Consider the following 22,586-nt stretch of genomic DNA (forward strand, 5'->3'; position numbering starts at 1 on the left):
ATGAGTCACGACAGCCTCGAACATCGCAACAAGCGCACCCTGCGCAAGCTCCTGATCTGGGCGCTGGCGATGTTCGGGTTCGCGTTCGCCATGGTGCCGTTCTACGACGTGATCTGTGACATCACCGGTTTGAATGGAAAGACCTCGTCGACGGCGAGCACCGAGGGTCCGTCACGGACCGTGGAAGACCGCACCGTGACCGTGGAATTCATCACCCAGCGCGGCCAGGGCGTGAACGGGGACTTCATGTCCGCCACCCGCCGGGTGAAGGTACATCCCGGGGAAATCACCCTGGTGAATTTCTACGCCAGCAATCCGAAGACCAGCGAGATCGTCACCCAGAGCATTCCGTCCGTGACCCCCGGGGAAGCGGCGCGCTACCTGCACAAAACCCAGTGTTTCTGCTTTGACCAGCAGACCCTGGGCGCCGGCGAGCGCAAGGAAATGCCGATGATCTTTTATCTGGACCCGGAGCTGCCGGACCACATCACCACGCTGACACTGTCGTACACGATATTCGACGTGACCGACCGGGTCGCCGCCACCAACGACACCGTGATTAACAACAATACGGCTGCCAAGTAACGGCCCGGTTGTACAGGAGACTTTTTCAAAATGGCTACTGAGAAGTATTACGTACCCGAGAGCAGCCCCTGGCCCCTGGCGGCCTCCGTCGGGCTGTTCATGACCGCCGTGGGCGGCGCCCACTTTATCCAGCAGAGCACCGCCCCGGACAAGTTCCAGGGCAGCTGGGGGATGCCGCTGTTCTTCTTCGGCCTGGCCACCCTGTGGCTGGTGATCGCCATCTGGTGGCGCGACACCATCAAGGAATCCGTGGGCGGCCTGCACAGCAAGCAGCTGGGCATTTCCTACCGCCAGGGCATGCTGTGGTTCATCTTCTCCGAAGTGATGTTCTTCGGTGCCTTCTTCGGCGCCCTGTTCTACACCCGCTGGCTGATCGTGCCGTGGCTGGCCGGCGAAGGCAGCAACGCCATGACCCATGAGCTGCTGTGGCCGAACTTCCAGGCCATGTGGCCGCTGATCAAGACCCCGGACGGCACCACCACCCAGGCCATGGGCGCCTGGGGTCTGCCGGCGATCAACACCGCCATCCTGCTGACCAGCTCCATCACCCTGACCATCGCCCACCACGCTCTGCTGGAAGGCAAGCGCGGCAAGCTGATCGGCTTCCAGGCGGTCACCGTGCTGCTGGGCGCCATCTTCCTGGGCCTGCAGGCGTGGGAATACCACCACGCCTACGTGGAAATGGGCCTGACCCTGCACGCCGGCATCTACGGCAGCCTGTTCTTCCTGCTCACCGGCTTCCACGGCGCCCACGTGACCATCGGCACCATCTTCCTGTTCGTCACGCTGATGCGTGTGATCAAGGGCCACTTCGACGCGGAAAACAATTTCGCCTGGGAAGCGGGGGCCTGGTACTGGCACTTCGTGGACGTGGTCTGGCTGTTCCTTTTCGTGGTGGTGTACTGGCTGTAACCCCGCCGACCACCCTGGAAACAAAAAGCCCCGGTCACAAGCCGGGGCTTTTTGTTTTCGGTCTTTATTGCGCCTGTTCGATGGGTTCCCCGTAGCGCTGGCCCGGGTTCACGTCGTGGGGCTGGATCCAGCCCATCATCATGCTCAGCAGGATGAACAGGAACACCGCCGCCGAGAAGCCCACCCGCCAGGCCAGAGCGCGCATGGTCTTGCCGTCCTTGCCCTGGCCGCGCACCAGCGACATCAGCGCCTTGCCCAGGGAGGCCACCGCCGCGATCAACAGCACGATGACGATCAGCTTCACCCACCACATATGTTTCTCCTTAGCCAACGCCGGGCGGCATTGCCTCGACGTGCGAACCCGGTCGGGTACAATACGCGCCCATTGTAGCCGCCACCCCAGCGAGTGAAAGATGAAGAGGCGCTTTTCCCCACTTGGCCTGTTGCTCACGCTTATGGTGGTCGCGGCGTGTCTGAGCCTGTCCTGGTGGCAATGGCAGCGCGCCGGCGAGAAACGCGCCTGGCTGGCCGATCAGGCGGCCAAGGCCCACGCCGAGCCGGTGGACCTGGCCGAGGCACTGCGCCGCGACGACCGCCAGCACCTGCCGGTGCGGGTGCACGGAGAGATCGACAACGACCACCCGGTGCTGCTGGACAACCGCACCTACCAGGGCGTGGCCGGCTATTACCTGCTCAGCCCGCTGCGCGACGACCACGGCCGCTGGGTGCTGATCAATCGGGGCTGGCTGCCCCGTGGCGCCGACCGCGGCACGCTGCCCGAGGTGGCGCCGGTGACCGGCACGGTGACGGTCACCGGGTCTCTCTACGAGCCGGATGCCCGTGCCCTGGTGCTCAAGGACACGCCGCTGGCGGAGCACCAATGGCCGTTGCGGGTGCAGAAGGTGGATTTTGCAGCCATCGGGCGCCGACTTGGGGTAGAATTGGCGCCCTTCGAGATTCGGGTGCCGCCCGAACAGTCCCTGGGCGACGCCCCCGTGCTGCCAAGGCCCTGGCAGGACATCACGGCGGCGATCAGCCCGGAACGTCACCAGGCCTATGCGCTGCAGTGGCTGGGGCTGGGTCTGGCCGCCCTGATCATGTACCTGGTCGCCCATTTCCGCCGGCGCCCCCGACCGGATCACTGAAACATCATGTCGCCACGTCTTAAAAACAGGCTGACCCTGCTGGCCATCGTCGGCCCCTTTATCCTGTTCTTCATCATCGGACGCTATTTCGTGGACCCCTGGTCCCTGCCCCGGGAAAACAAGGGCCAGCTGATCATCCCCCACGTGCAGATCGCCGCCCTGGACCTGCGTGACGCCGACGGCGAACCCTACGACGACACCGACACCAAGGGCCTGTGGAGCCTGCTGTACGTGGCCGGCGCCGACTGCGACCGGGCCTGCAAGAACGGCCTTTACTATCAGATGCGCCAGGTGCAACGCACCCTGGGCGAGAACATGGAACGGCTGCGCCGGGTGGTGGTACTCACCGCGCCGGCGTCCGGGGACCTGCGCGGCTTTCTGGACGATCAGGCCGCCGGCATGGTGGAAACACGGGGCGACGCCGACACCGTCAAGGCGGCGCTGGCCCCGGCCTACGAAGACGCCGGCGGCGACGCCGTGGGCGATATTTTCGTGGTCAGCCCGGACGGCCAGATCTTTCTGCGCTACCCCACCCACGAGGACATGGACGCCACTCTCGAGGAGGCGGAAAACATCCGCCTGGATCTTGAACGTACCTTGAAGGGCTCGCTGATCTGAGGCGGCGCCCGCTACCCCTACAGGTTTCGACACATGCATCCCGAACCCCGGCAACCTCTGACTTCCTCGCAAATCTGGCTGCGCCGCGTGGCCGTGCTGGCGCTGATCCTGGCCGCCGGCGTGATCATTCTGGGCGCCTGGACCCGGCTCTCCGATGCCGGCCTGGGCTGCCCGGACTGGCCCGGCTGCTACGGCCACCTGGACGTGCGCAAGGCCATCGAGCACGTCAATGAACAGAACGCCACCAACCCCGGCGAGCTGCGCGAGGCGCACAAAACCGTCCCGGAGATGGTGCACCGCTATTTCGCCTCCACCCTGGGGCTGCTGATCCTGATCATCGCCGGCCTCAGCGTGGCCAACCGCAAGCGCGAAAAACAGCCGCTCAAGCTGCCCCTGTTTCTGGTGGCGCTGGTGATCTTCCAGGGCATTCTCGGCATGTGGACGGTGACCATGGGGCTGCAGCCCACCATCGTCATGCTGCATCTGCTGGGCGGCTTCACCACCCTTACCCTGCTGGCCCTGCTCACCGCCCGCCTGTACCGTTGGCCGCGCTTTCTCAACGATTGCGACGTGCGCAGCCTGAAGACCCTGGGCGGGTTGAGCCTGGCGGCGGTGGTGCTGCAGATCGCCCTGGGCGGCTGGACCACCGCCAACTACGCCGCGGTGGTGTGCACCGAGCTGCCGATCTGCGAGGACGGCTGGGTGGAGCACATCAATTTCGAGGACGCCTTCGTATTCTGGGGCCATGAGCACGACAAGCCGGACTACGAGTTCGGCGTGCTGCAGAACGACGCGCGCACCACCATCCACGTGCTGCATCGCTTCGGCGCCCTGCTGGTGACGCTGATGGTGCTGCTGCTGGTGGGACGTATCCTGACCCGGGCGCGCAGTGTCTTCTTCCGCAACTTCGGCCTGGTTATCCTGGGCCTGCTGGCGTTGCAGATCACCCTGGGCATCAGCAATGTGGTGTTCTCGGTGCCGCTGTGGGTGGCCGTGTCGCACAATTTCGTGGCGGTGCTGCTGCTGATATCGCTGGTACTCTTTATCCGCGCCATCAACGTAAAATGCGCGGCCCGTCATCCTCGGGGCCCGGACGGGCCGCCCCGGGACTAGTCCAGATCAGGCCGAGAGGGAGCCACCATGAGCGCGAACGACAAGACCATGAGCGCCGCGCCGGAGCCGCGTGAACGCCCGACGCCGGGCTGGCGCGACTTTCTGGCGCTGACCAAACCCGGCGTGGTGATGCTGCTGATGGTCACCGCCGTGGCCGGCATGTTCCTGGCCACCGACCCGCCGGGCATGGTGCCCCTGGACATCTTCATCCCCGCCTTCGTGGGGCTGTCCCTGGCGATGATGGCATCGGCGGCGATCAACCAGATCATGGATCAGAAGATCGACGCCATCATGAAGCGCACCGAGAAGCGCCCGCTGGTGGCCGGCAAGATTTCCCCGAAGGCGGCGGTGACGTTCGCGGTGCTGCTGGCGCTGGCGTCCATGGCGATGCTCTATTTTCTGGTCAATCCGCTGACCGCCGGGCTGACCCTGTTCGGCTTCGTCGGCTATGCCTTTGTCTATACCCTCTACCTGAAGCGCGCCACCCCGCAGAACATCGTGATCGGCGGCATCGCCGGCGCCATCCCGCCGCTGCTCGGCTGGGCGGCGGTGACCAATTCCCTGGACCCCTACGCCTGGCTGCTGGTGCTGATCATCTTCGTCTGGACGCCGCCGCACTTCTGGGCGCTGGCCATCCACCGCGCCGACGAATACGCCAAGGCGGACGTACCCATGCTGCCGGTGACCCACGGCATCCCCTTCACCCGCGAATCGGTGCTGTACTACACCATCCTGCTGTTCATCTGCTCGCTGCTGCCCTACCTGACCGGCATGAGCGGGCTGATCTATCTGGTCAGCGCGGTGATCCTCAGCGGTATTTTCCTGGTGCACGCGGTGCGGTTGCGCTTCAGCAGCAATCCGAAACTGCCGATGAAGACCTTTGGTTATTCCATCGTCTATCTGTTCGTGCTGTTCACCGCCCTGCTGGTGGATCACTACCTGCCCCTGCATCCGCTGCAACCGTGACGGGATCGTCATCAGGCCAATAGCCAGGGGCCGGCGCTTGCAGTAACGTTAAGCACGGTCAAGCCGACCCGGCAGGGGAAAGGGGGAAACATGGGTACCTGGCTGTTCTTCGCCGTCATTATCGCCGGGCTGATCTATCTGGTGGCGATCTACAATCGCCTGGTCAGCCTGCGCAACCGCTTCAGAAACGCCTTCGCGCAGATCGACGTGCAGCTGCAGCGCCGCCACGATCTGATTCCTAATCTGGTGAACACCGCCAAGGCCTACCTGGACCATGAGCGCGAGACCCTGACGCGGGTCACCGAAGCCCGCGACCAGGCCGAGGGCGCCCGCCGCGACGCCGCCGGACGGCCGGACGACGGCACCGTCATGGACCGCCTGGGCCGGGCCGAATCGATCCTCTCCGGCAGCCTGTCGCGGCTGCTGGCGGTCAGCGAAAACTACCCGGACCTGAAGGCCGACCGCACCATGGCCGACCTGATGGAGGAACTGGCCGCCACCGAAAACCGCATCGGCTTCGCCCGCCAGGCCTTCAATGACGCGGTGATGCGCTACAACACCTACCGGGAACAGTTCCCCCATAACGCGGTGAGCGGCTTCTTCGGGCCGTTCAAGGAAGCCGCCCTGCTGGACATCGAGAATCCGGAAGCGCGCCGCGCGGTCCACGTCGCCTTCTGACTCTCCCACCATGGACTTCTTCGATCATCAGGCGCGAGCCCGGCGACGCACGGTGCTGCTGGTGGGGTATTTCCTGGCGGCGCTGGCGGCGGTGGCCGCCGCCGTCAACCTCTGTGCCTGGCTGATCGGCCACTGGCTGCACCCGGGTCTGTCGTGGCGCCACTGGCTGCTCAGCGACGCCGGTCTGTGGCTCACCGCCGCCACCCTGGCGGTGCTGATCGGCGGGTCCCTGCGCAAGGCCTGGCAACTGCGCGACGGCGGCCCGGCCCTGGCGCGGCTGCTGGGCGCCCGGGAAGTGCCGGCCCAGCCCCGCGACGCCCGCCAGCGGCGCCTGCTGCAGGTGGTGGAAGAGATGAGCCTGGCCGCCGGCACCGTGCCGCCTCGTACCTATGTGCTGGAGCGCGAGACCGGCATCAACGCCCTGGTGGCCGGGCTGACGCCCTCGAGCACCGTGCTGGTGGTCACCCGGGGCGCCCTGGAACGGCTCAGCCGGGACGAACTGCAGGGCGTGGTGGCCCACGAGTTCAGCCATATCCTGAACGCGGACATGCGCCTGAATCTGCGCCTGCTGGCTGCCCTGGCCGGGGTGCTGGCGATCGGCAAGGTGGGTGAGTTCCTGCTGCACGCCGCCGCCGGCGACGGGCATCGCCGGGGCCTGCCGCTGTTCGCCCTGGGCGGAGTGGTGCTGCTGGCGATCGGCTTCGCCGGTCTGTTCCTCGGGCGACTGATCAAGGCCGCCATCTCCCGTCAGCGGGAGCGGCTGGCCGACGCCAGCGCGGTACAGTTCACCCGCCAGCCCGCCGGCCTGGCCGGCGCCCTGATCAAGATCCGCGAGGAGGGGTCGCACCTGCGCAGTCTGCACGCGGAGGACCTCAGCCATATGGCCTTCGCCGAAACCCTGGGGTTGCGCTGGCGGCGCCTGCTGGCCACCCACCCCAGTCTGGATCAGCGGCTGCGCGCCCTGGGCGCGGACTGGCCGGTACGGGCCCGGGTGCGCGCCCGGGCGCCGGCGTCGGCGGCGTCCGCCCAGGTCGGCCACCTGGACCCGGCCAACCTGGGCTATGCGCGCTCGCTGCTGGCCAGCATTCCCGACCACCTGCAGCGAGCGCTGCACACCCAGGAAGGCGCCGAATGCGTACTCTACGCGCTGGTGCTGGGCGATACGCCCCCGCCGCCGGCCCTGCGCGGCGGTCGCCGGGGCGCCCTGGTGGAGCAGGTGCGCGGCCTGGGCACGCGTCTGCGCCTGCCGCTGCTGGACCTGGCGGTGGCCACCCTGCGCCAGGCCCCGGAGCGGCGCCGCCCGGTGATCGTCGGCCAGTTGCAGGCGATCACCCGGCACCGGGGCCAGGACGACCTGCTGTGCCGGGCCCTGGCGGCCATCGCGCGCCAGGCGCTGACGCCGCCGAAACGGCGCCTGCCGGGCCTGGAGATCCGCCGTCTGAGCGCGGTGGCCAACGAAATCCAGGTGGTGTTCTCGGTGCTGGCCTGGGCCGGCGATTCCGCCCGTACCACCGCCCTGGCCGCGTTCCAGCGCGCCACTCATGGGCTGCTGCCGCCCGGCCGTCTGCTGCTGCCGCCGGACCGCTGCGGGCCGGACCGGCTGCGGACCGCCGTGGACCGGCTGACCCGGTTGACCCCACTGCTGAAAGCGCCGCTGATCGACGCCGCCGCCGACCTGGTGCTCTCCGACGGCCAGGTCCAGGTGGCGGAAGCCGAGCTGTTGCGTGCCCTGTGCGCGCTGCTGGACTGCCCCATGCCGCCGCTGTTCCGGTCCTCCCTGGCCAATATTTGAACATTTTACATTTTGTGATACCGTTCACAAATCGGGAAGGGGGGAACACGGGATGGAACTGACCAAGATCAGTCATCGTAATACCTGGCAGGCGGTGTGCGAGCGCACCCGTCTTATCCGCGACGGCGAACTGGACCCGGGCCTGACCGCCTGGCTGACCGCCCAGGGGGTGATCGTCGGCGACAGTGTGTTCGCCCTGGTGTGCCGCTGCGACGAGCGCATGTACACCGGTACCCTGGTGGACGGCGGTGGCCGGGTATTGGAATACCTGGTGAATCTGGACGACAGCGACGACGACACCGTGGACGACGTGACCGGCGCCCTGGGCCCGAAATGCCCCACCCACCCGCGCACCGACCCGCGCGACCCGGTGACCATGGCGCTGATGATTCAGCTCGGGCTGGCGCCGTCCACGGACCCGGCGCCGGTCACCGAGCCGGCCTGATCCACCCGGTAGGGAAGCAAGGTGCGTGCCTCGTCCCGATAGGCCAGCACCTGGCGCGCCTCGCGCTGACAGAAATCCGCCACCGCCTCATGGAAGGCCGGCTCCGCCAGCCAGTGCAGCGAATAGGTGAGTACCGGCTCGAAGCCGCGCAGAATCTTGTGCTCCCCCTGCACGCCGGGGTCGAACTCCGCCAGGCACCGCTCGATGGCGAACTCGATGCCCTGGTAGTAGCAGACCTCGAAATGCAAAGCGTCGTACTCGCGCACGCTGCCCCAGTAGCGGCCATACAGCGCCCGCTCATCGAACAGATACAGCCCCGCCGCCACCGGCTCGTCGCCATGGCGCGCCAGCACCAGCAGCAGCTGGTCGCCCAGACGCTCCGCCAGCCGCAGGAAAAACGCTTCGCTCAGATAGGGCAACTGGCCGCGCACCAGGTAGGTGTTGGCGTAGCAATGGTAGAAGAACCGCCAGCTTCGCGGTCCGATATCGGCGCCGGTGAGCCGCTCCACGGTGAGGCCCTGCTCCGCCACCCGGCGGCGCTCCCGGCGCACGCTCTTGCGCTTGCGGGAATTGAAGGTGGCCAGGAACGCCTCGAAATCCGCGTAGTCCCGGTTGAACCAGCGGAAGTGGCAGGCCTGGCGCTCGATCAGGGGTAACTCCGCCAGTGCCTCCCGGGCGGGGCGGTCCGGAAACAGCAGATGCCAGCCGCTGGCCCCCTGCTCCCTGACCCGCTCGCGCACCCCCCGCCACAGGTCGTCGGCGCGCCACTCACCGCGCCAGCGGGGCCCCACCACCGGGGTGAACGGGATGGCGGTGACCAGCTTGGGGTAATAGGGCAGCCCGTGGCGCTGGTAAGCATCGGCCCAGGCGAAATCAAACACGTACTCGCCCCGAGAGCCGTCGCGGGCATAGAGCGGCAGGAAAGCGTCGCCGTGTTCGAGATGAGAGGGGGTCCAGCCGCGCGCCGGGGTGGCGGCGCCGGTGTCCTCCAGGGCGCCCAGGAAGGCGTCGGTGAGAAAGGGAAAGCGCATTTCCGCATGATACTGGCCGTGGCGCGTCGCGGCGAGAGCCACGGGACATGAGATTGCGTGTCCGCTTGGTTACAATGCGCGGCAACAAAATGCGCAGCGATAACCAGAGAGGCCGAGCTTCAAGCCTCCGATCCGTTCCGTCACCTATTTGCTTCGAAAAAGGTAAGCCGATTCCATGAAAGTCTCCAAACCCCTGGCGGCCGTGTACGCTCTGGCCGTCCTGTTGCTGGCGCTGCCCGGCGCCGGCTTGCTGTTCGCCCCCGACCGCTTCGTGCTGCTGGTCCACGGCGGCGAGCGGGTACTGATGATCTCGCCGCTATTGTCCCAGCAGACCGGCCTGGGCCTGCTGCTGGCGGCGGCGGTCAATCTGGTGTGCCTGGCCGGCGGCGCCACCCGCCGGCCGCTGCACGCGGCGGTGCTGGTGTACCTGATCGGGCTGGTGGCCAGCCACGGCGAGGCCGCCTTCGGCGCCGCCGCCTGGCTGTGGGTGCCGGTGCTGCTGTACGCCGTGGCTCTGTTGCCCTGGGGCCGCCTGCCCACGCCCCGGATGCCGGCCGCGGCGGGCAACGACGGTCGCCGCCGGGGCGAGGTGAAGTGGTTCAACCCCAAGAAGGGCTTCGGCTTCATTCTCGCCGACGACGGCGAAGAGATCTTCGTGCACTTCAAGGCGGTGCTCGACGGCGGCCGCCGCAGCCTGCGCGCGGGCACCCCGGTGCGCTTCGTCACCCGCCAGTCCGAGCGCGGTGAACAGGCCGATCAGGTGGAAATCCTGGAATGACCCTGGCGCCCCTGGACTGGGCGGTGCTGCTGTTCTATCTGGCGGTGGTGCTGCTGATCGGCTTCTGGTTCGCGCGGCGCAACACCAGCACCGAGGAGTACTTCGTGGGCGGGCGCCGCTTCCGCGGCTGGGTGATCGGCCTGTCCCTGGTGGGTACCTCGATCAGCTCCGTCACCTTCCTGGCCTACCCCGCCGATGCCTTTAAAACCGGCTGGCTGCGCTATCTGCCCAATCTGGCCCTGCCCCTGGCGCTGGTGATGGCGGCCCGGGTGTTCCTGCCGTTTTTCCGGCGCGGCAACATGACCAGCGCCTACGAGTTTCTGGAGCTGCGCTTCGGCCCCAGCGTGCGGGTGTACGGGGCGGTGGCGTTCATCGTCGCCCAGCTGGTGCGCCTGGCCATGATCCTGTGGCTGCTGTCGCTGCTGATCCTGCAACTGGTGGAGGTCTCGCCGACCGTGGCGATCATCGCCGCCGGTCTGTTCGTGGGCCTCTATACCGTGGTCGGCGGCATCGACGCGGTGATCTGGACCGATGTGCTGCAAACCCTGGTGCTGCTGCTCGGCGGCCTGCTGTGCATCTGGGTGGTGGTGGAGGCCCTGCCCGGCGGGCTCGGCCAGGTGTTTTGCGCTGGGGGCTATCGCTGAGTGAGAAGACCGCCACCATGATGCTGTTCATCGGCCTCACCAACTGGCTCACCGAGTACTCCAGCAATCAGAACACGGTGCAGCGCTATTGCGCGTCGCGCTCCACCCGGGAAGCGCGCCGGGGGCTGTGGGTGTACCTGTTCACGGCGCTGCCGGTGTGGGCCTTCTATATGCTGCTGGGCACCGCCCTGTGGGTGTTCTTCCAGCACCACCCGGATCCGGTGGCCGAGGCGGTGCTGGCCGGCACCGCCAAAGCCGAGACCATCGTGCCCTGGTTCATCACCGAGTATCTGCCCGCCGGGGTGGCCGGGCTGGTGGTGGCGGCGGCGCTGGCGGCGGCCATGAGTTCCCTGGATTCCAGCATCAACTCGGTGGCCACGGTGTCCATCGTCGACCTCTACCGGCGGCACCTGCGCACCGGGCTCGACGACCGCCACTATCTGCGCTCGGCGCGCTGGGTGGCCACCGGCGTCACCGTGCTGATGATCGTCGGCGCCCTGTGGCTCAACGGCGCCGACACCCACACCCTGCAGGACACCTCCACCATATTGGTGTCGCTGTTCGGCGGCGGCATGCTGGGGCTCTATCTGCTCGGTTTTCTGAGCCGGCGGGGGGACGCGCGGGCGGCCTGGTGGGGCATCGCCGCCACCCTGCTGTTCACGTTGTGGACGGTATTGACCAACGAAGGGGCGCTGCCGGCGGCGCTGAGCGCGCCGTTCGATCTTTATTACACCGGCCTGATCGGCAATCTGGTGATGTTTCTGGTGGGCTATGGCGCGGCCCTGTGCTGGCCGCGCCGGGCCGGCTGATCAGCGCTGGCCGGCCACCCGCACCGCCGCGGGGGCGGGGCTGTCCAGCGACGGTTGCGCCGCCGGCGCCCGCTGGGCGCGGCGTACCAGCAGGCGGTCGCGCACCAGCCAGCCAATCGCCCAGAACACCAGCCAGGGATCGACCAGATAGTCCCAGAGATTGTCGGAGTGCAGCACATTGGCGCCGTAGGCGAGCTGGGCCACCACCAGCACCACGCAGCTGGCGTAGGCCCGGTTCAGCCAGGCGAACACCCCCACCAGCAGCAGCACCGCGCTGAACAGGGTATCGCCGAAGCCCAGCGCGTAGGGGTCCGCGTAGCTGGAGCCCAGGCTCATCGGGTAGAACCACAGCGCCAGCCCCACCAGCAGCAGACAGGCGGCGCGCAGTTCCCGCACCGGCAGCCAGTAGTGGCCGGTCAGCCGGTGCTGGATGGCGACCAGCGCCAGCAGGCCGGATGACAGGCTGAAGTGGCTCAGATAGCTGAGCACCCAGCCGCTCAGGCCATAGGGAAACGGCAGCAGCGCGGCCACCAGGGCCAGCGCCGCCAGCCCTCCCCGGGCCGGTTTCGGCAGGCGCGCGCCCAGCCGCAGGGCCACCGCCACCAGCACCAGCGCGCAGATCAGTTCCGGCATCATCATCCTTTGTCCCCCTGGCCGTCACCGGCGGGCAGCCAGGCGTGGCGAATGGCGGTCTTGTTCCAGGTGTAGAGAATGTGCACATCACCGTTGCTGGCCTGCAGCACATAGGGGTAGTCGTACTGAAATTCACAGCCGTCGTGGGCGCACTTGTTGTGGTCCACGCGGCGGCGCAGCAGCGCCGGATTCTCCGCGTTGAGGGTATCCGCCACTTCCTCGTCGATCATGCCCAGGAAGGCGGTTTCCTCCACCCGGCCTTCGCGCCAGGCTTCGCGATTGTGGAAGAACAGCCGGTCGGTCCAGGTGTGGCCGCTGTCGAAGGTCTCGTGCACGCACAGGTCGTCGCGCTCATAGGCGTTGCAGTTGGCCACCACCAGCCAGTGGCCCGGGGACAGCACCACGCCGCCCACCGCCGCCGATGGATTGATGAGCTTGGAGCCGTACAGCGGCGTCCAGTCGTTGCCGCCGTCGCCGGTGTCGCTGCGGTACAGACGCCCCTGGTCGTCCTCGCTTTCGTTGCGCAGCAGGGCGGTGGCACGCTTCGGTCCGTCCACCAGAACCAGCGGCTGGATCGCCTTGCGACCGTGACCGATGCGTTCCTTGTCGACGATATGATTGTTGCGATCCAGGCGCAGGATCTCGCCGAACTTGCCCACCATCTCGTGGTAGACCGGCAAGCCCACGGTGCCGTCCTGGTAATGGATCGGCGGGGTTTTCACCAGGGTGCTGATGTTCAGGAACGGGCTGGTGGTGAGCGCTTCATCGAAGCTCCAGGTGGCGCCCAGATCGTGGGAGTCCATCACCACCAGCCGGCTGGCCGCCCAGCCACCGAAGCTCACCGCCACCACGAACAGGCGCATGCGGCCGTCGTCGTCGAGCACCGGCACGGCGTTGCCGAGCTTGCGCACGTGGCGCCCCCATTGCAGGCGGATCTGCTCGCGGGTGACCACCCGCTCCTCCTCGCTCCAGCGCGAGCGGCGCGGATCGAACACGGCGGAGTGAATGCCCACGTCCTCGGCGCCCTCGGCGGAGCCGGCGAACCAGAACGCCCGCAACCGGCCATCGGGCAATTCCACCATGGAGGCGGCGTGCACCAGGGGGGTTTCCGCGTCGGAGGCGAACCGCATCTGCCAGCGGCCGTCCAGATTGTCGTGGCCGCTCACGTAGTCGGTCCGGAAAGCGGGCTCATCCACCCGTTCCTCGTGTTCCGGCAGCGTCACCAGAAAGGCCGCCACCACCATCACCCCTACCACCCAATGCAGCCACCGATGCGTCCATCGGGGCGGGAAACGCTTCGTCATAATCGCGGGCGTCTCATCGTTGCGTTGTCATTCGCTGCTGCGTCGTTGTTTGATCCGCCGCGTCGCCGTGAGGCGCGCCGCGTGCCGTCAAGAGCGCCGAGTCTAACACCGGCGCGCCGCCTTTGGCCTCGGCCGGACCGCCCGGCGGGCTTGAAAATCGGACCAACGGCCCACCCCTTACCAGAGGATGAGCCTATCATGGCCGCGACCTCCTACGACGTTCGGATCAGACGATATGCGAAAAAGCGTCCTACCCCTGCCCATGGTGCTGCTTCTGCCCCTGCTGGTGGGCAGTGCCGGCGGCGTGGCGCCGGTGTCGGACGGTCCGCCACCGCTCTGGTCCCTGATCAGTGACCGCCAGCAAGTGCGGGTGTTCCGCCAAAGCGGCACCGGGCACGGCGACGACCGGCACGATTTCGCCATTCGCGGCACCACCCGTTTCGCGCTGCGCGACGAGTACGCCCTGGTGGCGGTGCTGCGGGATTACGCCGCCTATCCACAATGGCTGCACTTCGTCACCGAGGTGGACGAACTGGCCCCCGGCGCCGACGGCAGCCGCCGGCTGCGCTTCGCCACCCGGCTGCCCTGGCCGCTGCGCGACCGGGAAGCGCTGCTGGAAAGCCGCCTGGTGCGCAATGCCACGGCGGCGGATCAGGTCACCGTGGCGTTGAGCAACCGGCCCGGGCTGCTGCCCCCGGACCCGGACTATGTGCGCGTGCCCCGGCTGCACGGCAGCCTGGCGTTCCGCCGCCTGGGGGACGACCGGGTGGAGGTGGACTACCGCCTGCGGCTGGACCCGGGCGGCGATCTGCCCGCCTGGCTGGCCCGCCTGCTGCTGCGCGACGCGGCCCATTTCACCCTGCGGCGCCTGCGCGCGGCGGTGCGCCAACCGCGTTACCAGGGGCATTATTACAGCGGCCTGGAGCTGCGCGGCCCGGGCCGCCCGGCGCGTGCGGAAAACGTAACAAAACCCCAATAACACCTGTCGTTTTCGGACAGCTCCGCTACTATTCCCCTACTCTTGAGCCCCGCTCCTTTTTCGCCGCCCGGACGGAGTCGACAGGCATGGTCAACGCGCTCTTCTTCGTATACTCCTGGTTTATCTTCGCGCCCCTGATGCTGGCCGCCACCGTGCTGTTCGGGCTGCTGTGTTTCCTGCTGGTGCCGTTCCTGGGCCCGCGCCGCGCCGGCCGCCTTACCGCCGTGCCCTGGTCGCGCCTGGGCCTGATGCTCAGCGGCGTGCAGGTACGGCTGCACGGGCTGGAACACCTGGACCCGAAGCAAAGCTACGTGATCGTCGCCAACCACCTCAGCCAGTACGACATCTGGGTGCTGTACGGCCACCTGGACAAGGACTTCCGCTGGGTCATGAAGCACGAACTGCGCAAGATGCCGGTGATCGGCCCCTGCTGCGCCCTGCTCGGCCACATCTTTATCGACCGCGGCGATTCCCGGGCCGCCATCGCCAGCCTGGAGACGGCCAAGGCCCGCCTGGTGGGCGGCACCAGCATCCTGTTCTTCCCGGAAGGCACCCGCAGCCGCGACGGCGAACTGCGGCCGTTCAAGAAAGGCGCCTTCCGCATGGCCCAGGACCTGGGCCTGCCCCTGCTGCCGGTGACCCTGACCGGCACCCGCGAAATTCTGCCTCCGGACAGCCTGCGCATGCACCCCGGCGGCGCCGCGCTCACCGTGCACGCGCCGGTGGCGGTGGACGGCACCGACGAGGCGGCGCTGGAGGCGGCGCTGGCGCGCTGCCGCTCGGCGATTGCCGGGGTCGCCGCCGAAGGCTGCCTGGAGCCGACCTGACATCGCGCCACGGCGGCAGGGTCAGCGCCCACCGGGTGATTGGCCCGTTTGGAATGGCCGGAATCGCTACACTCCGGCCATTCCCTTGCAACGGACGAAGTCGCAATGAAACAGTTCAACGATAAGGTCGCCGTGGTCACCGGCGCCGGTTCCGGCATCGGTCGCGCCCTGGCCCACCAACTGGCCGGAGCGGGCGCCCGGCTGGCGCTTTCCGACATCAATGAAGCCGGCCTGCGGGACACCGCCCGCGACCTGGGGCTCGGCGAGGACCGCCTGATCACCGAGGCCTTCGACGTGGCCGACCGGGACGCGGTGTACGCCTTCGCCGACCGGGTGGCCGGACACTTCGGCGCCGTGCACCTGGTGATCAACAACGCCGGCGTGGCCCTGGGCGCCACCGTGGAAGACATGAGCTACGACGACTTCGAATGGCTCATGGGCATCAACTTCTGGGGCGTGGTGTACGGCACCAAGGCGTTCCTGCCCCATTTGAAGCGCGCCGGCGAAGGGCATATCGTCAACATTTCCAGCGTGTTCGGCCTGATCGGCGTGCCCACCCAGTCCGCCTACAACGCCGCCAAGTTCGCGGTGCGCGGTTTCACCGAATCCCTGCGTCAGGAACTGGAAATCGAGGGTGGCCGGGTGTCCTGCACCAGCGTGCACCCGGGCGGCATCAAAACCAACATCGCCCGCAATGCGCGCATGGCCGACGGCATGGAACGCATCACCGGCGATCCGGAAAAGGCCCGTCGGGACTTCGAGAAAATGTTCCGCACCACGCCGGAAGAAGCGGCGCGCACCATTCTCAAGGGCGTGCGCGGCAACAAGCGGCGCGTGTTGATCGGCTCCGACGCGCGCGCCATCGACAGCATGCAGCGGCTGATGCCCACCGCCTACCAGCGCATCATGGTGGCCGGCCAGAAGATGGCGCGTAAGTAACCGCGTAAGCCATTAAGCAATAAGGATCGACCATGCTCCCGTTTTCCCAGGCGGCCGAGAACAACAAGGGCCCCCTCCTCGAGGTCCTGCGCGAATACCTCACCGCCCCGGGAACACTGCTGGAGATCGGCTCGGGCACCGGCCAGCACGCGGTCTGGCTGGCGCCCCGCTTTCCCGACGTCCAGTGGACGCCGTCGGAACAGCCTCACTACCTGGACGCCTTGCTGCCCCGGCTGGCCTCCGAACCCGCCGCCAACCTGCGCCCGGCCATCGGCCTGAGTGTCGAGGACGACGACGCCTGGCCGGACGGTCCCTTCGACTACGTGCTCACGGTCAACACCTTCCACATCATGAGCCGCGACCAGGTGATGCGCTGCATCGACCAGGCCTGCCGGCGGCTCGCAACCGGCGGACGCTTCGTCGTGTACGGCCCGTTCCGCTATGGCGGCCAGCCCACCACCGACAGCAACCGCCGCTTCGACGAGAGCCTGCGCGCCCGGGATCCGGCCATGGGGCTGCGCGACCAGGAATGGGTGACGGCGCGCTTCGCCGAACAGGGGCGCGCGCTGCTCGGCGACCACGCCATGCCCGCCAATAACCGGGTTTTGGTATTCGGATGAGCCTGCTTTTTATACACTGTCCCCCCTGACCGCGCCGCCGACCGGAAGGAAAGCCCTTGGCGGCGCCCGGCGAGGGCCGGCCGACAGCGCCGCACCCCGCCGTTCCCGGCTTTCCTGACCGAGCGATTCAATGCAAAACGAGACCACGCAAGACTGGACCCTGGAGCAATTCCAGGTGCCGGAAAAAGAGGGGGAGACCCGTTTCCACGACTTCGATCTGGAACCGGCACTGATGCGCGGCATCGCCGACGCGGGCTTTCAATACTGCACGCCGATCCAGGCCAGCGTGCTGGCCCATACCCTGGCCGGCGCCGACGCCATTGGCCGCGCCCAGACCGGCACCGGCAAGACCGCCGCCTTCCTGATCACCATGATCAACGATCTGCTGCGCAATCCGATCACCGTGCCGCGCTTCGCCGGCGAACCCCGCGCCCTGATCGTGGCCCCCACCCGTGAGCTGGCCATGCAGATCGAGAAGGACGCCAAACAGCTGTCGGCGCACACCGACCTGCAGGTGATGAGCGTGGTCGGCGGCATGAACTTCAACCGGCAGCAGGAACGTTTGCAGACCCGGCTGATCGACATTCTGGTGGCCACCCCGGGGCGGCTGCTGGATTTCGCCAAGCGCCGTGACCTGTGGCTGGACCGGGTGGAATCCCTGGTGCTGGATGAAGCGGACCGGATGCTGGACATGGGCTTCATCCCCGACGTGAAACGCATCGTGCGCATGACCCCACCGAGCCGCTACCGGCAAACCCAGCTGTTCTCCGCCACCTTCAACGACGATGTCATGGCCCTGTCGCAACGCTGGACCGAGGACGCCGCCGTGGTCGAGATCGAGCCCACCCAGGTGACCACCGAAACCGTCGATCAGAAGGTCTACATCACCGCCACCGACGACAAGTTCAACCTGCTCTATAACCTGATCACCCGCGAGAACATGGACAAGGTGATCGTGTTCGCCAACCGCCGCGACATCACCCGCCGCCTGAACGACCGGCTGCACAAGAAGGGCCTGAAGGTGTCGCTGATTTCCGGCGACGTGCCACAGAACCAGCGGCTCAAGACCCTGGAGCGGTTCCGGGCCGGCGACCTGCAGGTGCTGATCGCCACCGACGTGGCCGGCCGCGGCATCCATATCGAAGGCGTCTCCCACGTGATCAACTACAACCTGCCGGAAGACCCGGAGGATTACGTGCATCGCATCGGCCGTACCGGCCGGGCCGGCGCCAGCGGCGTGTCGATCAGCTTCGCCTGCGAGGACGACGCCTTCCTGTTGCCGCAGCTGGAAGAAGCCATCGGCCGGAAACTCAACTGCGAACACCCGGACGCGACCCTGGTCGCCGACCGCTAACGGAGCTTCTCATGTCGGAACGTATTGGTCCGGAGCAGGGTCTGGAGATCCTGCAAGACGGGCGCGCCCTGTTCATCGATGTGCGCGACCCGGACAGCCACCGGCAGGCCCGCATCCCCGGCGCCCTGCCCCTCAATCAGGCCGGTCTGGAGGCTTTCCTGGCCGCCACCGACCGCGCCCACCCGCTGGTGGTGTACTGCTACCACGGCCATTCCAGTCAGTCGGCCAGCGACTTTCTCAGCGACCAGGGGTTTCAATCCGTGGTCAGCCTGGACGGCGGCTTCGAGTACTGGCGGCAGGCCTATCCCGATCAGGTGGAAGCCGGCGACGACGGCCTGGCCGGTTAGCACCAGCGCCCGCCGCCGCCGTCGCGGCAGTGGCGCGGCCGGCGCCGCTTTTGGCCATGATGGCGCCCACCCGTTCTGAATAACGAGGAAGCGGATGAACGCAGCCGACCTGGCCGCCACCCTGCGCGCGGCCCACGTCGCTCACGCCCGTGAGCGCTTGCAACAAAAAACCTACTGGCAAACGCAACTGGACGACGGCGTCAAAGCGCTGGGCAAGACGCCGGTGGGCGCCCTGGTGGACGCCGAAGTCCTGGCCACCGTGGTCGACGACTGGCTCGCCCAGGTGCACACCAGCCGAGGCCTGGAACCGGTGATCCTGCAGGTGGCCGAGGCGGTGCGCCGGCGCGCCATCGACGAGCCGGCCACCGTGGGCGAGTTGCTCGAGGAACAGCATTTCGAGGCGATCCTGGCCCAGGCCCTGCGGCTCAAGCCGCTGCGCGAAAAAGCCATCCACGCCTGCCTGAACCATCCGCTGGTCAGCGACATGGTCAGCGAGATGCTCTACACCGGCATCAAGAATTTTCTGCTCGAGGAAAACGCCCTGGCCAAACTGCCCGGCGTCAGCAGCATGATGAAGCTGGGCCGCAAAAGCGTGGGCCGCGCCATGGGCGGCCTGGAAGAACCGATTCGCGATTACCTGCGCCACAATATCCGCGCCACCCTGCGCACTGGCGAGCAGTGGCTCAACGCCCAGCTCACCGACCGCCGCATCGCCGAACTGGCCCGCGACGGTTACCGCCGGCTGGCGCCGCTGCGCCCCGCCGACGCCCTCCGCCAGGCACCGGACGACCTGGTGGCCCAGACCGTGCCGCACGCGGTGGTGATCGCCGACCAGGCGGCGCGCCTGGACTACAGCCGCGCGCTGGTGAACGCCGGCGTGCTGGCCGCCGTGCGGGCGCTGCTGGATCACGACCTGCCCGGCCTGCTCAAGGCCATGGGCACCACCCCGAAACAACGCAGCAAGGTGCTCGCCCCGGCCCTGGCCAGCGGCGCCCGGGTGCTCGACGAACAGGGCGTGCTCACGCCCTGGATCGAGAATGCCCTGGGAGACTTCTACGACAGCGAGGCGTGTCGGGGGGTTTTGGAGGAGGCGCTGGGGAGATAGCAGCGATGCGGGAGCGGTCGGACAACCGCTCCCGCAGGGTGGGTGAACGCTACAGCCAGGTTTCCGCGTACTCCGCCAGCAACGACCTCGGCACGCCCATCAACTGCACCGAGCCGCCGTGCTCGAACCCCTTGAAGCGTTCGGTCATGTAGGTGAGCCCGGAGCTGATCGGCGACAGGTAGGGCGTATCGATCTGTGCCAGGTTGCCCAGGCACACCACCTTGGAACCCTCCCCGGCGCGGGTGATGATCGCCTTCATCTGATGGGGCGTCAGGTTCTGGCTTTCGTCGATCAGGATCAGGGATTTCTGGAAGCTGCGGCCACGGATGTAGTTGAGCGCCTTGAACTGAATATTGGCCCGTTCCTTGACGTACTGAATGCTGCCCTGGGGATTCTCGTCGTTGAGGTGCAGCGCCTCGATGTTGTCGTTGATGGCGCCCAGCCAGGGGTCCATCTTCTCTTCCTCGGTGCCGGGCAGGAAGCCGTGTTCCTCGGCCAGCGGCGGCGTGGAGCGGGTGGCGATGATCTTGTTGAAGCGACGCTGCTCCACGGTCATTTCGATGGCCGCCGCCAGGGCCAGAATGGTTTTGCCGGAGCCGGCGGCGCCGGTCAGCGTGACCAGATGGATGTCCGGATCGAGCAGCAATTGCAGCGCCACCGCCTGCTGGATGTTCATCGGCTTGAGGCCCCAGGCTTCCTGATCCATCAGCGTTTCCGCCTTGTGGTGCCGCAGGGTCACCACGCCGCCTTGCACACTGACGATACGGCCCACGAAGCCCTGCTCATCGAGGATGAACTGGTTGGGATAGACCTCCTCGCCGAGGATGTCGCTCACCACCAGGCCGTGGGGCAGCCGATGCAGGGTCTCCGCGCCCTCCTGCACGGTCTCCACCTCGGTGACCTGGTCCCAGAACGAGCCGGGCACCTCGAAGAAACCCCGGGTCAGTTGCTTGATGTCGGAGACCAGCTGGTCGTTCTGGTAGTCCTCCGCGTCGATGCCACAGGCGCGCGCCTTGAGGCGCATGTTGATGTCCTTGGTGACCAGCACGTAGCGGCTGTCCGGGTCGGCCATCTTCATGGCCATCACATCGTTGATGATGCGGTTGTCGTTGAGGTGCTCGGGCAGGGCGCCGCCGCCGCTGCCACCGCGCGGCATCAGCACGGTGAGGGTGCCCTGGTCGGTGCGGCCCCGGTTGATGGGGATACCGGCTTCCACCTCCGCCGGACTGGCCTGACCCAGCACCCGGTCGATCTGACGGATCGCCGCCCGGCAGTCCGAGGCGGTGTGGGATTTACCGGTTTTCAGACGGTCCAGTTCCTCCAGAACGGTCATCGGAATCGCCACCCGGTGCTCCTCGAAGTTGAGCAGCGAGTTGGGATCATGGATCAACACATTGGTATCGAGAACGTAGGTTTTCGGCGTGGCGTCGGGTTGGCCGTGGCGGGCGTTGGACGGTTGGGATTTGGCTGCGGAGACGGAATGCAAAGTGGCCGCGCGCTCTTCCATGCGTTTCCCCTGTTGGTCTGCACCTGGCGGTGCGGTTGGGCGACCGGGGCGAACGTCCCTTGCGGTTTCTCGCGAATGGATCAAGCGGATCGCGAGAGTGACGCGCGCTCCTGCCGCCGTGTTTTTTACTGACCGGCGGTGGCTGGTCTGGCACAGTTCGGATCGCGATCCCTCCCGCGCGGGCGGGATGTGAATTACCATAACCCAGCTTTTCACCCCTGACAACGAGACCGATAACGCGAGAGCCGACCATGCCCGAGGAACCTTCCCCGGCGCACCCCGAGGTGCGCATGCCGCCGCCCCTGCTGCATCTGGGCGGCCTGCTGATCGGCCACGGCCTGGACCGGGCCCTGGGCTGGACGCTGCCGGACTTTCCCGGCCGCCAGACCCTGGCCACGGTGCTGGCGGTGACCGGCGCCGTGCTGGTGGTGGCGGCCCTGCTGCAGCTGGCCCGCCATCGCACCACGGTCATGCCACACCGCGCCGCCCGGGTGCTGGTCACCGGCGGCGTGTTCCGGCTGAGCCGCAATCCGATCTATTTGTCGTTCGCGCTGCTGCATCTGGCCTGCGCCCTGAGCCTGGCCAGCCCCGGCATGCTGTTGATGCTGCTGGCGGTATTGTGGGTCATGCAAACTCACGTGATCGCCGCGGAAGAAGCGTTTCACGCCGGGCGCTTCGGCGATCAGTGGCGGGCCTATCGCCAACGGGTACGGCGCTGGCTGTAACGCCGCGCCAGGCCTTCAGCCGCTCCGGCGGCGCCAGTTCGCCGGCGCGCAGCCGCAATCTGGGCGAGTCGAAATCGCCGGGCACGAAGCCGGCCACCCGGACCTCCCGGGGCAGCCAGTCCAGACGCCGGTACATCTCCGCCACCAGCTCCGAACAGAACCAGCCGCGCCGGTCCGGCGGCCGGGTGTAGCCGCTGAGCAGGTCCAGCGCGTTGCACCAGAGAAAATTCTTGTAGGGACGGTGCAGCAGGCGCCGCACCAGCCGCGCCACCAACCGCTGCCGGCGCGGGCACGGCGGCGGCCCCAGGCGCCGGCGCACCACGATCTCACCGGGGTAATCGCGCAGCTTGTCGGCCAGCGGCACCAGCGCCACCCCGTTCACCGGGCGGCCCAGATGCAGGTCGGCGGATTCGCTGGTGCCCATGGCCTCCAGCACCAGCGGGCGGTCGTCGCCGGGCAGGCGCACGATCATGGCGATGTGACTCCAGCGGCTGCGGGTGAACAACCGGATGGTGGCACTGACCAGACCACGGCCGGCGAACAGCAACAGATCGCCGGTTTGCAGGGACGAAACGGACGAAGCAGGGATCACCACGATACCCACCGAAAAGCCGGGACTCGTCAGGCAGACTGGCGGCCCGCCGTGACAGCACCCTGACAGTTTGGTCTCGGTTGGGTGACAGCCGGACCACCCGCCCTGTCGTCAGGCGCTGTCATAAAACCGTGATCC

The 22,586-nt window shown here is 67.3% G+C and carries 24 protein-coding genes and 1 pseudogene; 19 read left to right on the forward strand and 6 right to left on the reverse strand.

Annotated features, from left to right (window positions below; all coding sequences use genetic code 11):
• Together ACLD0W_RS01085 and ACLD0W_RS01090 are read left to right on the forward strand one after the other, a co-directional pair.
• Positions 1 to 585, forward strand: coding sequence for a cytochrome c oxidase assembly protein (locus tag ACLD0W_RS01085; protein WP_410305675.1), 585 nt, complete (start codon positions 1 to 3; stop codon positions 583 to 585).
• Between the two features lie 30 nt (positions 586 to 615).
• Complete coding sequence (locus ACLD0W_RS01090; RefSeq protein ID WP_410305676.1) at positions 616 to 1,497, forward strand: cytochrome c oxidase subunit 3; 882 nt, start codon at positions 616 to 618, stop codon at positions 1,495 to 1,497.
• 64 nt (positions 1,498 to 1,561) lie between these two features.
• Here the strand turns inward: ACLD0W_RS01090 and ACLD0W_RS01095 are convergent, their stop codons facing one another.
• A complete protein-coding gene (locus ACLD0W_RS01095; RefSeq protein ID WP_228232519.1) occupies positions 1,562 to 1,810 on the reverse strand; it encodes a twin transmembrane helix small protein in 249 nt (82 codons plus the stop codon).
• A 100-nt stretch (positions 1,811 to 1,910) separates the two neighbouring features.
• On the opposite strand from ACLD0W_RS01095, the gene ACLD0W_RS01100 reads away from it, so the two are divergent.
• From ACLD0W_RS01100 to ACLD0W_RS01130, 7 genes are all read left to right on the forward strand, one after another.
• The gene (locus ACLD0W_RS01100; RefSeq protein WP_410305677.1) at positions 1,911 to 2,642 is read left to right on the forward strand and encodes an SURF1 family protein; all 732 of its coding nucleotides are present in this window, start codon (positions 1,911 to 1,913) and stop codon (positions 2,640 to 2,642) included.
• A 6-nt stretch (positions 2,643 to 2,648) separates the two neighbouring features.
• Positions 2,649 to 3,260 carry an SCO family protein gene (locus ACLD0W_RS01105; protein WP_410305678.1) on the forward strand — a complete coding sequence of 204 codons (612 nt, stop codon included), beginning with the start codon at positions 2,649 to 2,651 and terminating at the stop codon, positions 3,258 to 3,260.
• Between the two features lie 33 nt (positions 3,261 to 3,293).
• Positions 3,294 to 4,373 carry a COX15/CtaA family protein gene (locus tag ACLD0W_RS01110; RefSeq protein WP_410305679.1) on the forward strand — a complete coding sequence of 360 codons (1,080 nt, stop codon included), beginning with the start codon at positions 3,294 to 3,296 and terminating at the stop codon, positions 4,371 to 4,373.
• A 48-nt stretch (positions 4,374 to 4,421) separates the two neighbouring features.
• Positions 4,422 to 5,339 carry a heme o synthase gene (gene cyoE, locus ACLD0W_RS01115; protein ID WP_410306792.1) on the forward strand — a complete coding sequence of 306 codons (918 nt, stop codon included), beginning with the start codon at positions 4,422 to 4,424 and terminating at the stop codon, positions 5,337 to 5,339.
• Positions 5,340 to 5,429: 90 nt separating this feature from the next.
• Positions 5,430 to 6,017: a LemA family protein gene (locus tag ACLD0W_RS01120; protein WP_410305680.1), complete on the forward strand. Its 588-nt coding sequence runs from the start codon at positions 5,430 to 5,432 to the stop codon at positions 6,015 to 6,017.
• Positions 6,018 to 6,027: 10 nt separating this feature from the next.
• Positions 6,028 to 7,809, forward strand: a complete 1,782-nt coding sequence (locus ACLD0W_RS01125) for a M48 family metalloprotease (RefSeq protein ID WP_410305681.1) — start codon at positions 6,028 to 6,030, stop codon at positions 7,807 to 7,809.
• A 52-nt stretch (positions 7,810 to 7,861) separates the two neighbouring features.
• A complete protein-coding gene (locus ACLD0W_RS01130) occupies positions 7,862 to 8,254 on the forward strand; it encodes a hypothetical protein (protein WP_410305682.1) in 393 nt (130 codons plus the stop codon).
• On the opposite strand, the gene ACLD0W_RS01135 is transcribed toward ACLD0W_RS01130, so the two are convergent.
• Entirely contained in the window at positions 8,200 to 9,285 is a 1,086-nt protein-coding gene (locus ACLD0W_RS01135; RefSeq protein ID WP_410305683.1) for a GNAT family N-acetyltransferase, read from the reverse strand. The genes ACLD0W_RS01130 and ACLD0W_RS01135 overlap by 55 nt on opposite strands.
• A 175-nt stretch (positions 9,286 to 9,460) precedes the next feature.
• Between ACLD0W_RS01135 and ACLD0W_RS01140 the strand changes: the two genes are divergently transcribed.
• Positions 9,461 to 10,063, forward strand: a complete 603-nt coding sequence (locus tag ACLD0W_RS01140) for a cold shock domain-containing protein (RefSeq protein WP_410305684.1) — start codon at positions 9,461 to 9,463, stop codon at positions 10,061 to 10,063.
• Positions 10,060 to 11,516: pseudogene (locus ACLD0W_RS01145) on the forward strand (sodium:solute symporter family transporter). Before ACLD0W_RS01140 ends, ACLD0W_RS01145 begins: the two are co-directional and overlap by 4 nt.
• Here the strand turns inward: ACLD0W_RS01145 and ACLD0W_RS01150 are convergent.
• Together ACLD0W_RS01150 and ACLD0W_RS01155 are read right to left on the reverse strand one after the other, a co-directional pair.
• Positions 11,517 to 12,155 carry a hypothetical protein gene (locus ACLD0W_RS01150; protein WP_410305685.1) on the reverse strand — a complete coding sequence of 213 codons (639 nt, stop codon included), beginning with the start codon at positions 12,153 to 12,155 and terminating at the stop codon, positions 11,517 to 11,519. It lies immediately after the preceding pseudogene.
• The gene (locus ACLD0W_RS01155; RefSeq protein ID WP_410305686.1) at positions 12,152 to 13,453 is read right to left on the reverse strand and encodes a sialidase family protein; all 1,302 of its coding nucleotides are present in this window, start codon (positions 13,451 to 13,453) and stop codon (positions 12,152 to 12,154) included. The genes ACLD0W_RS01150 and ACLD0W_RS01155 overlap by 4 nt, the downstream gene beginning before the upstream one ends.
• Positions 13,454 to 13,688: 235 nt before the next feature.
• Here ACLD0W_RS01155 and ACLD0W_RS01160 point away from each other — a divergent pair, with 235 nt between their 5' ends.
• The 7 genes from ACLD0W_RS01160 (at position 13,689) to ACLD0W_RS01190 (ending at position 19,624) form a co-directional block, all read left to right on the forward strand.
• Positions 13,689 to 14,432: an START domain-containing protein gene (locus tag ACLD0W_RS01160; RefSeq protein WP_410305687.1), complete on the forward strand. Its 744-nt coding sequence runs from the start codon at positions 13,689 to 13,691 to the stop codon at positions 14,430 to 14,432.
• An 86-nt stretch (positions 14,433 to 14,518) separates the two neighbouring features.
• Positions 14,519 to 15,259 carry a lysophospholipid acyltransferase family protein gene (locus ACLD0W_RS01165; RefSeq protein ID WP_410305688.1) on the forward strand — a complete coding sequence of 247 codons (741 nt, stop codon included), beginning with the start codon at positions 14,519 to 14,521 and terminating at the stop codon, positions 15,257 to 15,259.
• Positions 15,260 to 15,364: 105 nt separating this feature from the next.
• On the forward strand, positions 15,365 to 16,198 hold the full coding sequence (locus tag ACLD0W_RS01170) for an SDR family NAD(P)-dependent oxidoreductase (RefSeq protein WP_410305689.1): 834 nt from the start codon (positions 15,365 to 15,367) through the stop codon (positions 16,196 to 16,198).
• A gap of 32 nt (positions 16,199 to 16,230) precedes the next feature.
• Complete coding sequence (locus ACLD0W_RS01175; RefSeq protein WP_410305690.1) at positions 16,231 to 16,818, forward strand: DUF938 domain-containing protein; 588 nt, start codon at positions 16,231 to 16,233, stop codon at positions 16,816 to 16,818.
• A 130-nt stretch (positions 16,819 to 16,948) separates the two neighbouring features.
• Entirely contained in the window at positions 16,949 to 18,172 is a 1,224-nt protein-coding gene (gene rhlB, locus ACLD0W_RS01180) for an ATP-dependent RNA helicase RhlB (protein ID WP_410305691.1), read from the forward strand.
• A gap of 11 nt (positions 18,173 to 18,183) precedes the next feature.
• Positions 18,184 to 18,519, forward strand: coding sequence for a thiosulfate sulfurtransferase GlpE (gene glpE / locus ACLD0W_RS01185; RefSeq protein WP_410305692.1), 336 nt, complete (start codon positions 18,184 to 18,186; stop codon positions 18,517 to 18,519).
• Between the two features lie 94 nt (positions 18,520 to 18,613).
• Complete coding sequence (locus ACLD0W_RS01190) at positions 18,614 to 19,624, forward strand: hypothetical protein (RefSeq protein WP_410305693.1); 1,011 nt, start codon at positions 18,614 to 18,616, stop codon at positions 19,622 to 19,624.
• A 49-nt stretch (positions 19,625 to 19,673) separates the two neighbouring features.
• Here the strand turns inward: ACLD0W_RS01190 and ACLD0W_RS01195 are convergent, their stop codons facing one another.
• A complete protein-coding gene (locus ACLD0W_RS01195; RefSeq protein ID WP_410305694.1) occupies positions 19,674 to 21,131 on the reverse strand; it encodes a PhoH family protein in 1,458 nt (485 codons plus the stop codon).
• Positions 21,132 to 21,382: 251 nt separating this feature from the next.
• Here ACLD0W_RS01195 and ACLD0W_RS01200 point away from each other — a divergent pair, with 251 nt between their 5' ends.
• Positions 21,383 to 21,856: a methyltransferase family protein gene (locus tag ACLD0W_RS01200; protein WP_410305695.1), complete on the forward strand. Its 474-nt coding sequence runs from the start codon at positions 21,383 to 21,385 to the stop codon at positions 21,854 to 21,856.
• Here the strand turns inward: ACLD0W_RS01200 and ACLD0W_RS01205 are convergent.
• Positions 21,756 to 22,451 carry a hypothetical protein gene (locus tag ACLD0W_RS01205; protein ID WP_410305696.1) on the reverse strand — a complete coding sequence of 232 codons (696 nt, stop codon included), beginning with the start codon at positions 22,449 to 22,451 and terminating at the stop codon, positions 21,756 to 21,758. The two genes, ACLD0W_RS01200 and ACLD0W_RS01205, sit on opposite strands and share 101 nt — an antisense overlap.
• Between the last annotated feature and the right edge of the window lie 135 nt (positions 22,452 to 22,586).

This window comes from Alloalcanivorax sp. C16-1 (assembly GCF_046507805.1).
GTDB lineage: Bacteria > Pseudomonadota > Gammaproteobacteria > Pseudomonadales > Alcanivoracaceae > Alloalcanivorax.